This is a genomic window from Pseudoalteromonas luteoviolacea H33-S, from assembly GCF_001625695.1.
Classification (GTDB): Bacteria; Pseudomonadota; Gammaproteobacteria; order Enterobacterales; family Alteromonadaceae; genus Pseudoalteromonas; species Pseudoalteromonas luteoviolacea_B.
In genome coordinates this window covers 1-13,900 of the sequence record NZ_AUXY01000077.1, presented here as the reverse complement: position 1 = coordinate 13,900, position 13,900 = coordinate 1, and the positions used below count along the sequence as shown (strand labels likewise).

20 protein-coding genes are annotated in these 13,900 nt (G+C 38.4%); 10 read left to right on the top strand and 10 right to left on the bottom strand.

The window, feature by feature from the left end:
- Window positions 1–19: 19 nt before the first annotated feature.
- A complete protein-coding gene (locus N477_RS14090; protein WP_063362762.1) occupies window positions 20–682 on the top strand; it encodes a DNA alkylation repair protein in 663 nt (220 codons plus the stop codon).
- Between the two features lie 79 nt (window positions 683–761).
- Entirely contained in the window at window positions 762–1,235 is a 474-nt protein-coding gene (locus N477_RS14085; protein ID WP_063362761.1) for a GNAT family N-acetyltransferase, read from the top strand.
- A 90-nt stretch (window positions 1,236–1,325) separates the two neighbouring features.
- Here N477_RS14085 and N477_RS14080 read toward each other — a convergent pair whose 3' ends face one another.
- Window positions 1,326–1,547 (bottom strand): hypothetical protein, encoded by a 222-nt coding sequence (locus N477_RS14080; RefSeq protein ID WP_039608023.1) that lies wholly within the window; start codon window positions 1,545–1,547, stop codon window positions 1,326–1,328.
- Window positions 1,548–1,801: 254 nt separating this feature from the next.
- Complete coding sequence (locus N477_RS14075; protein ID WP_063362760.1) at window positions 1,802–2,026, bottom strand: hypothetical protein; 225 nt, start codon at window positions 2,024–2,026, stop codon at window positions 1,802–1,804.
- A 278-nt stretch (window positions 2,027–2,304) separates the two neighbouring features.
- Here N477_RS14075 and N477_RS14070 point away from each other — a divergent pair, with 278 nt between their 5' ends.
- Genes N477_RS14070 through N477_RS26595 form a run of 6 tightly spaced genes read left to right on the top strand, consistent with a single transcriptional unit; the run spans window position 2,305 to window position 6,958 of the window.
- Complete coding sequence (locus N477_RS14070; RefSeq protein ID WP_063362759.1) at window positions 2,305–2,958, top strand: non-canonical purine NTP pyrophosphatase; 654 nt, start codon at window positions 2,305–2,307, stop codon at window positions 2,956–2,958.
- Window positions 2,945–3,601, top strand: a complete 657-nt coding sequence (locus N477_RS14065) for a cupin domain-containing protein (RefSeq protein WP_063362758.1) — start codon at window positions 2,945–2,947, stop codon at window positions 3,599–3,601. The genes N477_RS14070 and N477_RS14065 overlap by 14 nt, the downstream gene beginning before the upstream one ends.
- Window positions 3,598–4,320, top strand: a complete 723-nt coding sequence (locus N477_RS14060) for an SDR family NAD(P)-dependent oxidoreductase (RefSeq protein ID WP_063362757.1) — start codon at window positions 3,598–3,600, stop codon at window positions 4,318–4,320. The genes N477_RS14065 and N477_RS14060 overlap by 4 nt, the downstream gene beginning before the upstream one ends.
- 11 nt (window positions 4,321–4,331) lie before the next feature.
- The gene (locus tag N477_RS14055; protein ID WP_063362756.1) at window positions 4,332–5,582 is read left to right on the top strand and encodes a condensation domain-containing protein; all 1,251 of its coding nucleotides are present in this window, start codon (window positions 4,332–4,334) and stop codon (window positions 5,580–5,582) included.
- Window positions 5,583–5,588: 6 nt separating this feature from the next.
- The gene (locus N477_RS14050; RefSeq protein WP_081216519.1) at window positions 5,589–6,758 is read left to right on the top strand and encodes a cytochrome P450; all 1,170 of its coding nucleotides are present in this window, start codon (window positions 5,589–5,591) and stop codon (window positions 6,756–6,758) included.
- Window positions 6,725–6,958 carry a cytochrome P450 gene (locus tag N477_RS26595; RefSeq protein ID WP_081216518.1) on the top strand — a complete coding sequence of 78 codons (234 nt, stop codon included), beginning with the start codon at window positions 6,725–6,727 and terminating at the stop codon, window positions 6,956–6,958. The genes N477_RS14050 and N477_RS26595 overlap by 34 nt, the downstream gene beginning before the upstream one ends.
- A 20-nt stretch (window positions 6,959–6,978) precedes the next feature.
- On the opposite strand, the gene N477_RS14040 is transcribed toward N477_RS26595, so the two are convergent.
- Window positions 6,979–7,893: a LysR family transcriptional regulator gene (locus N477_RS14040; protein ID WP_063362753.1), complete on the bottom strand. Its 915-nt coding sequence runs from the start codon at window positions 7,891–7,893 to the stop codon at window positions 6,979–6,981.
- A 120-nt stretch (window positions 7,894–8,013) separates the two neighbouring features.
- Here N477_RS14040 and N477_RS14035 point away from each other — a divergent pair, with 120 nt between their 5' ends.
- Both N477_RS14035 and N477_RS14030 read left to right on the top strand, forming a co-directional pair.
- Window positions 8,014–8,460 (top strand): SRPBCC family protein, encoded by a 447-nt coding sequence (locus N477_RS14035; RefSeq protein WP_063362752.1) that lies wholly within the window; start codon window positions 8,014–8,016, stop codon window positions 8,458–8,460.
- Window positions 8,461–8,604: 144 nt separating this feature from the next.
- Window positions 8,605–9,384, top strand: a complete 780-nt coding sequence (locus tag N477_RS14030) for a hypothetical protein (RefSeq protein ID WP_063362751.1) — start codon at window positions 8,605–8,607, stop codon at window positions 9,382–9,384.
- Between the two features lie 45 nt (window positions 9,385–9,429).
- Here the strand turns inward: N477_RS14030 and N477_RS14025 are convergent, their stop codons facing one another.
- The 7 genes from N477_RS14025 to N477_RS26070 all read right to left on the bottom strand — a co-directional run bounded on the left by N477_RS14025 (window position 9,430) and on the right by N477_RS26070 (window position 13,633).
- Window positions 9,430–10,005, bottom strand: coding sequence for an NAD(P)H-dependent oxidoreductase (locus N477_RS14025; protein WP_063362750.1), 576 nt, complete (start codon window positions 10,003–10,005; stop codon window positions 9,430–9,432).
- A 37-nt stretch (window positions 10,006–10,042) separates the two neighbouring features.
- The gene (locus tag N477_RS14020) at window positions 10,043–10,420 is read right to left on the bottom strand and encodes a MerR family transcriptional regulator (RefSeq protein ID WP_063362749.1); all 378 of its coding nucleotides are present in this window, start codon (window positions 10,418–10,420) and stop codon (window positions 10,043–10,045) included.
- A 57-nt stretch (window positions 10,421–10,477) separates the two neighbouring features.
- The gene (locus N477_RS14015) at window positions 10,478–10,843 is read right to left on the bottom strand and encodes a DUF2306 domain-containing protein (protein ID WP_063362748.1); all 366 of its coding nucleotides are present in this window, start codon (window positions 10,841–10,843) and stop codon (window positions 10,478–10,480) included.
- Between the two features lie 167 nt (window positions 10,844–11,010).
- On the bottom strand, window positions 11,011–11,211 hold the full coding sequence (locus N477_RS14010; protein WP_063362747.1) for a hypothetical protein: 201 nt from the start codon (window positions 11,209–11,211) through the stop codon (window positions 11,011–11,013).
- A 412-nt stretch (window positions 11,212–11,623) separates the two neighbouring features.
- A complete protein-coding gene (locus N477_RS14005; RefSeq protein WP_063362746.1) occupies window positions 11,624–12,622 on the bottom strand; it encodes a sphingomyelin phosphodiesterase in 999 nt (332 codons plus the stop codon).
- A 630-nt stretch (window positions 12,623–13,252) separates the two neighbouring features.
- Window positions 13,253–13,420, bottom strand: coding sequence for a hypothetical protein (locus tag N477_RS26075; RefSeq protein WP_155731900.1), 168 nt, complete (start codon window positions 13,418–13,420; stop codon window positions 13,253–13,255).
- Window positions 13,421–13,462: 42 nt separating this feature from the next.
- Window positions 13,463–13,633, bottom strand: a complete 171-nt coding sequence (locus N477_RS26070) for a hypothetical protein (protein WP_155731899.1) — start codon at window positions 13,631–13,633, stop codon at window positions 13,463–13,465.
- Window positions 13,634–13,900: the final 267 nt, after the last annotated feature.

The window sequence follows — 13,900 nt, the reverse complement described above, 5'->3', positions numbered from 1 at the left end:
CTACTTACTGAAATACGCTATGCATATCAAAGACGCCGCACACCAAGCGCTTGCAGAGCTTGGCTACCCTGAACAAAAAATCAAAACGGCACAAGCTCGACAAATATCAGCAACCTTGTATCGCGCATTGCCTGATCATCATATCGATTCAGTATTTGAACTCTGTGAACAGCTACTTGAGTCAAGAGAGTGGATGCTCAGTTTAATCGCCTTTGACTGGGCATTTAGAGTTAAAAAACAATATACCCCAAACACATTTGAGGTGTTTGAGCGATGGCTACTCGAATACGTAACCGACTGGTATGACTGTGACGATTTTTGCACGCATGCTTTTGGTGAGTTAATCGTGCAGTACCCACAGTTAATAGATAAAACCCATGCATGGGCTAGACATGACAACTTTGCTGTTAGAAGAGCCGTTGCCGTGATCTTAATCTACCCGTTAAATAAAGGGAAATACCTCCAAAGCGCGCCTTTAAACGCTGCCGCTCTCTTGTTCAATGATGAGCATGATTTAGTGCAAAAAGGCTATGGCTGGTTACTCAAAGTGCTCTCTAAAACCTCACCTAATGAAGTCATTGACTATCTCAAAACACATCACAAAGAGATGCCACGTGTGGCATTTCGATACGCACTTGAGAAACTAGATAAGCAAGCCAGAGCTGAATTGATGTCACTGTAAAACCAAGCTGTTCCCGTTATGGTAATTTTCGCCGTTATCATTTATGATTTTGTTACTTTATAACAATTAAGAGCATCCTATGATAACGATAACAAAGCTCTGTGATAGGTACCTTGAGCAGGTAAAACGCGTCCAAATCGAGCAGGATCAAATTGAATTTGCAGGCACTGCGTCAGAGTTTTTAGAAGAAATATGCGACACCACGCATTTGCATGTCATAAAACATCAAGAAGAGGTGATTGGTTATTTTAAGCTTGATCTCGCCTATGCGAAAAAGTACGATTTTTGCCCAGAAGATGGCGTTGGGATCCGCGCATTTGTCATCGATAAAGGCCAACAAGGAAAAGGTTATGGCAAGCAGGCTGTTGCCGCACTCTTCTCTTATGTAAAAGCATTTTACCCACAATTTAATCAAATTTGCTTAACTGTCAACTGCCGCAATTCGTTAGCTTATGAATGTTATAAAAAAGCTGGATTTACAGACACTGGCAAGAAGTATTTAGGTAGTCCAGCTGGGCCAAACTATATTTTGCAGAGTTCATTAATTGACTAATACTGCGTATTGGTCGGGATTAAAATATAAAAAATGCCTTATCTAAGTTAAAAATATGCACTTATAAAAAGTGCATATTCCATTCAAGACCTATAGATAGTCCACCTCTGCTAAACCGCCATCACGACGACAACGATCTAAGTCAGCTTGAAACTGAGCCCTGAAGATAGACTTGGATGACCATAAATAATTATAGTTATTTTTATCTATACAAGTTACCAAAATAGTCATGTATGCATGAGCCGTTGATTGTACACCGAGTGTCATCGCCACAGCTGCTACACCACCAAATAACATTGATTTTAATTTCATTTTTATTAACTCCCTTGTTTAATCACTATTTAAAAATCGGAGAAAATATATAAATAATTTAAAAAGGTGTAAATACAGAAAGTTAACTTTACAAAACTTTACCTTAGTGCGGTTGAAGGTTTATAAAATTCATGACTCATCAAGAATAAACATGATATTAATATGACAAAAAAAAGAGATAAGAAAGTAAAAAAGCTATATTCCAGTAATATCAAAAAGTACGCCTACTAGGCAGGCGTACTTGAGAACTTAAACTAAATAAGCTTTATATCTGGAAAACCACCTTCGTTAAAGCAACGTGAAAGAAAATAGTTTTGCTCTCTAGGGGTATAGGCAGTAACAGACCATAACTCTATGAATTCAGAACGATCTACGCAGGTAATAACCATAGTATTACTGCCTATTGATGCAGAAACTTGGTTACTTAAAGCTAAAGTGCCTGCAGTAATACAGCCAAACAACATTGATTTAATTTTCATTTATAAAACTCCTTGTTTAATTTCTAATTGAAAATATATATAAACAAAAAACCAGTGTAAATAATAAATTTACAAAACTTTACTTCAAATTAAAACAAAACCAATAGATACTTTGATAGAGCTATTTATAATTTAGAAGCTAATTTATAAATAACGGAAACAAATAATTGTCTTGTCAGACATATCTATTCTGAATTAACAAAAAAATTACACATTTCATCCACATTTGCGAATTAAGCTGGCTGCATGGGATACATCCAAGCCACCTGAAGAATTGTATGATTGAGCATGCTACATTTGATGAAATTGTCATAGCGAGCCACAACCTTGGTAAAACGCGTGAGATCAGCGCGTTAATAACACCCTATTGCCACAAAATTCGTTCCGCTCACGCATTGGGATTAGATGAAATAGAAGAGACTGGCACTAGCTTTTGTCAAAATGCGCAATTAAAAGCACTCAATATTGCCAAGCAAAGTGGCCAAGTAGCAATTGCTGACGATAGCGGATTGTGCATAGATGCACTAAATGGTTTACCAGGGCTGTACACTGCAAGATGGGCCAAACAGGCGGGCGGATTTGATGGTGCTATTGACCATGTGTTGACCCGTATGGCCTTAACACAAAAAAGACAAGCCAAAATGGTGTGTGCATTAAGCCTTGCTTACCCTAATGGTGATATTTGCTCTTTTGTTGGCGAATTACAGGGTACGATTAGCTGGCGCGCATCAGGGCGAAACCGTATTGGCTTTGAACCAATATTTATCCCTGATGGGCACAACTCAACACTTGCATCACTCCCCCCTGATAAACGAAATGCGCTTCACCCCAGAGCCAGTGCATTTAAGCTGCTAAAAGAACATATGTTTTGCAAACCGGCAATCACACTGAACCAACCGCACTGGGAGGAGGTACGCCATGCCACTGTATGAGCAATATCTCGAGATCAATCTAGCCTCAGATCTGCAAATTGAACTCAAGCTCAGCTTAACAAATAAATTAAACTCAACTCAGTTACAAAAAATACAAGCACAAGTGCAATTTTTGTATGACAGAATATGTGAAATCAGCGCAACAGAATTTTTAAGAATTATTCCTAATTTACTTTTTTGCCGTTTCAAGTGGCTTGATAGTATTGATATTACTGTGAAACCTCTCTTGCTTGAATATAACCACAACATTATCTGTCAAAGAAGTATTATTGAATACGAGACGCAGCCATTTGGTACTGTCGATATTTTATTTGAGAACGAAAAGTTTGGTATTTACTTGCTTAACATCAAAGCTGGTGAGTCAATCCCCACACACATGCACCTGCAGATGGAAGAACACGAGCTCGTTTTAGATGAAGGCTTAATGTTTAACGGAGAAAATATAGAGCCCGGCAGTAGCTTCGATTGGCCAAAAGGCATGGTACATGGTTATGACAACCTAAGTGCATTACCTGCTACCATCTTGTGCATAGACCGTCCTAAGTTTATTCCAGAGGACGAAATTATTGTCAACCATACTAACCCTTTAGAATCAGTGGCACCTGCCAACATCAATTACTATCAAGGTATCTCAGTAACATGAGCAAAACAGTTTTAGTCACAGGTGCCAGTTCAGGCATAGGCTACCAAATATGTAAAGATCTACTCACTAAGGGCGGGCGTGTGATCGGTTTAAGCAGGACCATAGATAAAAGCCACCCGCTTAATGAATTTGAGCAATTTATCCCGTGGCAATGCGACTTATCGGATATAACTCAAGCTGGCGACTTGTTTCAGTCTTTGATTGATAACATCGGCCCAATTGATGCCTTAATATACGCAGCGGGCGTTTGTTACCACGAGCAGTTTGGCCAAACTAAAATTAACTCCATCACTGAACAGCTTAACGTTAACCTTATTTCTGCTTTTTTGCTTTGTGAGCAAGCCATTGCACATATGCCAAAACAAAGCACCATCATATTGCTGAGCTCAACACTGGCTGAAAAGCCCATTGCTACCAGTGCGATGTATAGCGCCTCAAAAGCAGGACTCGAACAAGTAATGAAGGCGTCGGCAATCGCTGGGGCAGCCAAGCAGATCAGCGTCAATGCTGTAGCACTTGGCTGTGTCGATACGCCCATGTTAAGCCAACATAGAGACGATAACTTAGAACAGCAAACACGATTAAAAGCACTTGCTGATCTGCACCCACTCGGACTCGGTAAAGCACACGAGGTAGCGCAAATCATTACCACCTTATTATTTCAGCCGTGGACAACTGGCAGTGTCATTAAGGTTGATGGCGGCCTTTCATTAAACTAGATAACAGCACTATGAATACACTCCCAATTACATTATTACAAAATATGATGCTGGCCTTTTGCAGCTCTGCCCCTCATTTGCCCATTGCCAATGCTGGGGGCGTCATCAAATTTGACCATGTTGATGCCGATAAACTCGTCGAGGCACAACAAGCCGTGATGGCCTGTCACGCGAGTTTTGATTTTTATTTTCAGCAAACGCCCAATGGCATTGAGCAACGTCAACATGCACGTTGCGAGCACTCTTATCCAATTACCGATTTATCCGCGCTGCCTTTTGAACATGCAGAGCAAGTAGCCCGAGACAAAATAGAAACACTTTTTACGACTCCTATTTCTGCATTTGAGTACCCGCTACACAGAAATGAAATTTTCATACTGCCGAACAATCAAGTTTGGCTAGCCTTTTTAGCCAATCATTTAATCTGTGATGGATACAGTGCATTTGCTTACTTAAAGCAAGTTGTAGACTATTATGATAAAGGACATACCCCGACAAATACTCAATTTGAACCAGTACAGCTTGCCAACCGACAAGCACAGTACCTGACATCAAATCAGTATCAAAAGGACAAAGCATTTTGGCTAAATCACTTAGCCGCGCCGATTGAATTTAGGCTCTTCTCACCAACAAACCCATTAAAAAGTAAAGCGATACACCTTTCTTTACCTCGGTCGCAACTCACACCAATCGTTGAGTTTGCAAATCAACATGCACTGAGTTTATCCACATTGATGCTGACCCTTTGGATACGTCAATTAAACCAAGATTTCCCCCTATCTAACTCGGATAAATTACGTATTGGTTTACCTGTCCATGGTCGTAAAAAAAGTGAAAGTAATTTATTTGCATTTATGGCGAATATGTTGGTTCATGAATTTTCATTATCTGATGAACTCGATTTGGCAGCACAAGCCCAGCAAGTCTCCACACAATTAAAACATACCTACAGACATAAAAAGCTCCCTCCAGAACTGTTGTACGAAGAGCTTAAATTGCCGCCACATATACCACTCAGTGAGTTCAGGTTTGGCTATATGGAACTGGAAAAGCTCAGCGATACACCGGGTATGCCGAGATCATTCAGCTATGAGTCGCATCAGCATCACAGCTTACCGCTACAGCTGAATGTGATTAACTTCCATGGCGTAGAACAGGTAGACTTTTTAATCGAATACAACCCACATAACCTAAATGAGGAACAAGTGGTTAAACATATCCGGTCTCTCTTTGACGCCATTAAAAACATCGCTAGTAACTGACAAAAAATGAAGCAAATACCAAAAGTAACTAACAAGGAGATCAGCGCATTGGGCATCAAATTTATGGATGACCCTGCTGGATTTCTGATGACACTTGCAGATAAATTTGGAGATGTACTGCAATTTAAACTTGGACCATTTAAAGTCACTTTGATCTCTAACCCCAGCATGATCCAAGAAGTGCTGATTGGGAAAGTGAAGCAATTTCCTAAATCGACCCGAGATACGAACATTCTCAGCAAAGCCATCGGCCAAGGTATTGTCACCGCAGATCAGCAAACACATAAACCACTGCGTAAAATCGCCCAGCCCGCCTTCATGCATCGTCGCCTGCAAAGCTACCAAGGTGTATTTGAGCAATATGCTTTAGAATCAGTTTCTGATCTAAACCATGGCAACACTGTCGATATGGCGGTAGAGATGGAAAGATTATCGCTACAAATTACGTGCAAAACGCTGTTTGGTTTGTGTAAATCCGAATTGAAAAAAGCCAGTGCAGTATCAGAAGCGATGAATGAATTACATCATTTGCTCAGTAAAAACTTTGAAGCTGTAGTCAACTTTCCTGCTTGGTTCACCTCGCTGCTTAATGTCAGAGTAAAAAGAGCACGTAAAATTATAGATCAAATTATTGATGAAATTCTTCTCAAAAGAAGGAACGAGCCGTTTCAAGACCATGGTGACTTATTGTCATCCTTACTTGAAGCCACGGATGAAACAGGCAATTCACTCACCAATAAAAATATAAAGGACCATTTGGTGTCTTACTTTATCGTCGGCCATGAGACAACCTCGAATAGCTTAATGTGGTGCTGGTATTGTTTGGCAAAATATGATGCTGAGGCCAATAAAGTATATAAAGAAGTTATCCATCATAAAAATGGGGAGCCGTTATCCTTTGATAAATTTCCAGCAACTCTGGCATTTATAAAAGAGGTTTTAAGACTATTCCCACCGGTCTGGTTAATTGGCGCGAGACGCGCAACCGAGAATACGGACATCGATGGATTTAAAATAAATAAAGGAGATAAAGTATTTATCTCTCCATTTGTTGTACACAGATTAAAAAGTAATTTTAATAAAGCCGAACACTTTAACCCTAGCCGCTGGGAAAATGAACCCGACATAAAAAAGGCAGTTATATCCCCTTCGGTGCGGGCCACAGAAACTGTATAGGACAACATTTTGCGATGCAGGAAATGCTGAGTGTTCTAGTCACGTATTTAAAGCAGACAAGAATAGAGTTTTTAGATGAGCAAATAGACCCACAAAACATCAATGCCAGATCCACACTCTCTAACCACAATGGCATGCCAATGCGCATAAACAAACAGTTTCAAGCAACAAGTATTAAAGAAAAACTTAAAGCTTTTTAAGTTTGATTGTCACGGCCAGTTTAATTTGAGTACTCTATTTTAAACTGGCTGTTATTGCAGTAAGCCTCTATAAAAAATCGAAAAGCCTGATGCTTTTTAGTCTCCCACTCTTTCTTTTTTGAGAGCAAATACAAAGGCTTTGTTGGCCACTTGAGCTCAGCGATAACGGGCACTAATATGCCTTTTTTAAGTTCATCACGAATTGACACATCAAGCATTAAACCAATTCCCAGCCCCGCTCTGGTTAATTGATATACGGCTTCTATATCATTGGTGGTATGTGCAACGCCGTTATTGAAGTCGAAGCTATGTTCACTCAAAAACGCCTTTAGCATGCCATGAGGGTTAAGGCTGGAAGGCAGGATAAACTTGTATTCTTTCAAGTCGGTAAGGCTTTTTATTGCTTGTAATCTTTTGGCATATTCAGGCGCTGCACATGCAATTAACTGCGTGTTGAGCAATGAGGAGGTTATCATCTGTGGACTGTCGCTTACATTACCTAAGCGAAACGCAAAATCAATATCCTCTGTATAAAGGTCTACAACGACATCACTCAATTGAATATCTAGGCGTATCTTTGGGTGTGCTTTAGCAAATTCACTCAATGCCTCCATCACAACTGAGCGACACAAGGATTTCGACATTGAAACTGTTAGCTTACCTGCAAGCGCACCTTGCTCGGATTTCAGTACTTCTTCAGCTTGCTCTATCGAACGCAATATGTCTTTGCATCTAGCATAAAATCTCAGGCCAGCCTCAGTCACCTCTAATTTTTTATGAGTGCGAAAAAACAACTGCGCCTCTAAGCGACTTTCTAGCATGGACAGCTGCTTACTGACGGCAGGCACGGATAAGTTCAAACTCGCAGATGCTTGCGTAATACTGCCTTGTTCCACCACAGTCACAAAGGCTTGATACTGACTTAACTTTGACATTCGCTGTTCCTTGAAAAACATGGTTTCCATTTAGTTAATCTAGGCTCTATTTATCTTCAATTTAAGTCAAGTCTATTTTCTCTTATAGTCATTGGACTGAATAAAATTTAAGGGATTTATATGATTGAACTGACTAAAAAAACAATAACGATATTAGCCCCAATAGAGCGCGTATTTGAGCATGTTATCAACATGGAAAACTACAAGTTTTGGTTTCCCGATGTCATTGCAATACAAGCCAATGACACTCGACCACATGCAAGCGTTGGAAAAACCTATATTGAAACCTTAGCTATTGCAGGCTGCGATCAGACGCTCACCATAAAGGTTGTAGAATGTGTAAAAAATACCACTTTTGTCACCCAAGGGGATTTAGTTGGCATTTTACCGCAAATGACTGTCTGCTTCTGGGAAAATGAACTTGGCTGCCAGCTTGAATTAAGCTATCACAGTAGAGAGCCTGCGCTTAACGAGCAATCGCCAATTATCACGAGATTGCGCGAAAACCTTGCGCCTAGAGCAGAGGTAGGGCTTACTCAACTTAAACACTTGTTAGAAAACCCGTAAACGCATGTTTTAGGTCAATGAAACTTATAAAAAACGAGCAAAAAATCATGTTTGATTGATTTTTAAAAGCCCACTGTGATTTGATATTTCCTGGTCACCAAGCATACAGTGTGTATGCTTTTATTTTTCTAAAAAGGATTGGTAATGAAAAAAATAGTTAGTTTATTCCTATTAACGATGTCTTTAATGACATTCAACTCTCTGGCTTCTGTTATTGGCGACACTGCGACCATACACAGGGCATACCCAGATATTTACACGAATTTTGTATCTCCAGTCTCCACTGTTGTTACAGATGACTCGTCTGATGCTGTAATGGTTCAATCTCATGCTTTAATCAACATTAATAGTGGTACCATTACGATCGATTACAAAAATTCAAGCGGGTTTGGCGGAGCAGATGGACGTACATTTGACGGCTATATTTTTAGAGGGTTTAGCTTTCCAGTTACTCAGGCAAACCTGATTAGAAGTGATATCCAGACTACACATGTGACGTTTGACCAAGATAATATATATATAGACATCTCAGGGGGCTTTTCTGCCGGAGACAAGATCATCGTATCATTTGAGGTAGCCTCTCCTGCACGTAATGCCTTAATTAATATAGACAACCTTACACCAGATATTGCGATTCCTTCAGAAGGAGGCTTGGTAAACTTCGATAAGTCACTACAAAACCTGGGGGGGACAGCGGCAACCTATGAAATGTTTGTACATTTAGTATTCCCAAATGGTCAAATACGTACCTTAGACACACCGCAACTTTATAAAATTCAACCTCAGCAACAAAAAATAAGCCAAGGCTTTGGCGTTGAAGTTAAACCTTGGTTCCCTCAAGGCCAATATTCTGTTGTTTATACCGCAATTGATACATTTAATGGGCAGTTTTACACAGACTCAGATATATTCTTAAAGCAGTAAACGGCGTATCTTATCAAGTAATTTACTGCTAAAAGCGCAATTAAATTAGATCCCTTGGCTACCAAGGGACTTAACCAGCTTTTCCCAATTCTGCTTTTCTTCTTGCGTTGCAGATACCATAGATCCAAATAAATTCGTTGCCGCTTTTTCAATCCCACTAAACTGCAAGGTATACTTGTCTAACTGCTCCAAAACAGGCCTAGCCTGCTCTTCAAGAAAAGGCTCGGGCATATCCATCGTGAGTACAATGCGGGCTGTTTTACCAATTAATAGTGGTGTTGGTTGTGGATTATCCTGCTCATACTTAAAAGCGAAATGAGGTAAAAAAGACCTATCAAAAAGCCCTTTTAACTTTGCCGGTAACCCGCCCCACCAAATTGGTGAGAAGATCACAATATGCTCAGCCCGTAAGATCCACTTTTGAAAGTCTTGTAAATCTGGCTCCAAATCTTGATCTGCATCGTAACCCGAGTCTAAGATCGGGTTAAAAGCCATTTCAGATAAATTGAAGTGCTTTACTTCATAGTACTCTCTGGCCTCAACAGTGTATATATTGGCTAATTGTTGGCAAAAACTCGTGGATTTTGGGTTTCCATTAAGAATTAGTATTTTCTTCGTCATCTTACTCATTTCCAATTTTAAGAGGTCGATAACGATTCTACTCTCTCCCCTTAGGGGCAGAGTCAAGCATTGTTGGGCAAGAGTTTATTGCCGATAGACAGGCATCCACTTTTCCTATTCGCTCTTTCAATATCTCTGTTTGCTGGGTTAATTGACACTTCAGTTTTATCAAAAAACTCTCAATTTTTGGCCAATCGACTTCTCCATTGTCATACACTATCACCGCCTCTAATTGAGATAGCGTTGAGCCCAAAGATTTTGCCTCTTTTATCAGATTCAAAATTTCGACGTGTGAAGCATTATAATATCGATACCGTCCCTTTCGAGGTGGTAAAGTAATTAACCCTCGCTCTTCGTATAAGCGTATCGCTTTTATAGAAAGTCCTGTTTTTTTCGCTACTTCACCTATGTACATAATACTTCTCTGCTCTTTGACAGCTTCGCTGGATTAATTTCCAGCCTCAAGTCTCTATTAGAATAACAGTTGATGCAATAGTCGCCCTGGTACACTTGCTGCCACAATGGCTGAGATGACTGTACCAATATATGCTCCACTCATACAGTGCAGATGAAGCTTTTGGTTTTGTTTATAAATAGCATAAGTTCCAATGCTCACCGACACTATCACTAAAATTGCGAAAAGATGTAGCCAAGTTAGACTACCTGTGGGCTGAATTAGAAAAGAAATTAAAGACGCTATAATCATCAATGCTACCCATACTCGACCAAAAAGCTTATGTAGTGAAGTGCCTTTTTTCATCGCTAGATTAAGAAACCCCAATCCAATAGCAGGAATTACAGCAAACAAATGTATTAAAATAGGCAATGAAATACCCATAAATACCTTTTTAATTTTTATCAACGGAAACTGTGAAAATATTTATCTAAAATAATTATTCTTTAAGACTGAAATTTAAATTAACAAGCTCAAATTTAAATTTTCACTAAGTGAAAAGGAAAGTAAATCCCCCCATTTCACTCGGTAAAACTAGCAGTTACATAACATTAATCAACAAATGGTGTGCCGCCGTTTCTTCTACATATCCTTTCCAAAAACCTTGCTTCATAATGCGACTCAACGGTCTCAACCCATTCAAGAGTCCCTTCTTTGTAACAAGATACCATAAATCCGCCATAAGCATTTACAGAGATGGGAGTTGATGAAGCAACCACTATAACAGTAGCGATTAGGAGTTTATTTAACATTATATTTTCCTTATTTGTTAAAACTAAATTCGATACTCACCTTAGATACAAAAACCACTTTTTACTATCGACATTACAATTCAGTCATACCTGACAAGATCATATGAATTAGTATGCTCGTAACATCTGCTAAACATCTATGCTTAATACAGGTCAAAAAACCGGTTAATATTTGCACAAATAAATATTGCATATCATACCTTTGATGTAAATAAATATTAAAAATATATATCAGGCATGTTTTATGGAGTGTTTTATTGGATGCTTTAATTTCATAAAAAGCAATAGTTAAGTGACTTATCAAAGTTGTGAGGTGTATATGTTGTAGGCATTTTTACCGATAGGAAAATTAGAGGTAATTCAAGTAGTGGCCAGGGGTTTAATTCCATGGCGCACACCTTTTTTTCAAATATCAGAATTCAAAGTTTACTTGCACAGGGTAATGATCAGATAGTTCATTATAATATCCATTATGATAATAGCGCCCTGAACTTAGGTTCCAATTGCCCTTTAAATAGCTCCAATAAAAGTTACGCTCTGCTTTAGGGTAACGAACTGACATGCTCGGATTGTTTTTAGGTTGTTTATAATCTTTATGCCAAAATACATAATCTAAAGTATCGTTGTACTCTAGGCTGTAATCAAAATAGTATGCATTGGCTTTGGTAAACCAATTATGTTTTGCTGAAAAAGAGCCTACTTCAGGTGTTTCAAAGTTTAACTTACTACGAGAAGTCGTCAGCATATCTGCAATTTCATGTTGCTTACTCCACTCAACATTCATATCACCACCGATAATCACAGGCTCACTGGCAGGAATTTTTTCGGCTTTGATAAATGTTTGAATTTCGCCTAACTGCCCCATTCGAACGCGATGCTCTTGCTCTGTATTACCATCATGTGTTGCTTGCAAATGCGTGCCAACTAAATGGTAGCGTTGACCATTTTTTTCGATTTCAACGTAAGCGAAACCTTTGTTCGCTAAATAATCCCAGCTTCCGCTTAAGCTATTTTTAAAAACATGTGCTTTTTGTGAAACGATTGGGTACTTAGAAATAATCACAACACCACCACGAATAACAAATGGGCTATTTGAACAGTTCCCTGTTAAGCTATCCCATCCGCTACCGCTGCAATCTTGTCCCACATTAGGCGTTTGATAAGGATAAATATCTGACAAGGCAGATAATGCTTGCTCTGCGTCACCATTAAATACCTCATTGACAAGAATAACATCTGGACTGTCACTCAGTGATTTAATCACCGCCGGCAGTCGCTCAGCTCTGTTACTTTGGTCCCAATCTTGAACGTTTAACTGCATAATATTGTATGCCATCACTTTAAGCGATTGAGCCATACTCTGTGTGCTCAACAATATCAAAACGCAAAATAGGGTTAGTTTAACCTTCATTTTTTCTCCAGTACTTCATTATTTTTGCGTGTTTCTCTGAGAAACTCGCGTATTAGCGCACTTACAAGACGCAATGCGTCGTAATAAATTTCGGTACAAAGAGGTTAAGCTTTGAAAATGTCTATCTGATTTCAAAAAATTGTTGATTAAATGAAGGTTTTTATTTTTATGTATGACGATTTTAAGGAGGATTTATTACATAGGAAATATATAGCTCTATAGCGTATTAAATAGCTGAAAATTAGGATCGGGCAGCCCCTTTTCTATATATTAATATTTATGGCGCACACTGAGCTGAGTTTGTAAGACAGAATTCACCGAGATATGACTAGACAACTCCATGAGCTTCCTCCCCATCCGCCATTCACATCTTTTGTAGCCTTTCCATTAAGCTTCATATTGTTATTACACAGCTTTTTCATTTATTATTTTAATTTCAACCCCCTTATTAATCATTATAAAAACACAAAAATATTAAACAATAAATTTAAAATATTATTATAAAATTAACTATAAAACTTTGAAAGCCAAGCACAACGATTAAAGCCACTCTTAAAAAACAAAAAGCTCTAAAATAACACCCAACACTTATTAAAGGGGGCGCGCCCCCTTTAATCTATAAGCCTGTATTTATGGCTCGCAGAATTGCCAAGCAGTTTTACAAACTTCAGGGTGCGTCATAATCTTCCATGTTTCTACGACGAAACCACCATTAATCTCTTTGGTCTGTTTTGCATTAAGTGACTTTTGAGATTTAGAAAGTGCTTTTAAGTTGTTCTTTTTTATTTTCAATTTCATTGTTCTTTCCTTAATTATTTAATTATTATCCAAAATTAACATTTATGGCTCACAACGTGCCCAATTCGTTTTACAAACATCCACATGTGTCGCATATTTCCAAGTTTCAACACCAAACACACCACCATTAATCTCTTTAGTCTGCTTTGCATTAAGTGACTGTTGATTTTTAGAAAGTGCTTTTAGGTTGTTCTTTTTTATTTTCAATTTCATACTTCTATCCTTATTGGTTAATTTCCAAACTTAAATTAGCACAAAAAAAAACCTAAAAAACAATAAAAACCACAAAGAACACATTTAATTAAAACATTAATATTACAACATTTACAAAGAAAGGGGCTTTCAAGATTAATTTAATAAAAACCACAAAAATAAATCGCAACAATCAAAAACAAAAACTTAAACTAATAATAATTTCCAACTTAAATAAATGTAACTTTTATAAAATCAACGCATTTCAACGGCCTTGTTTCCTAAATA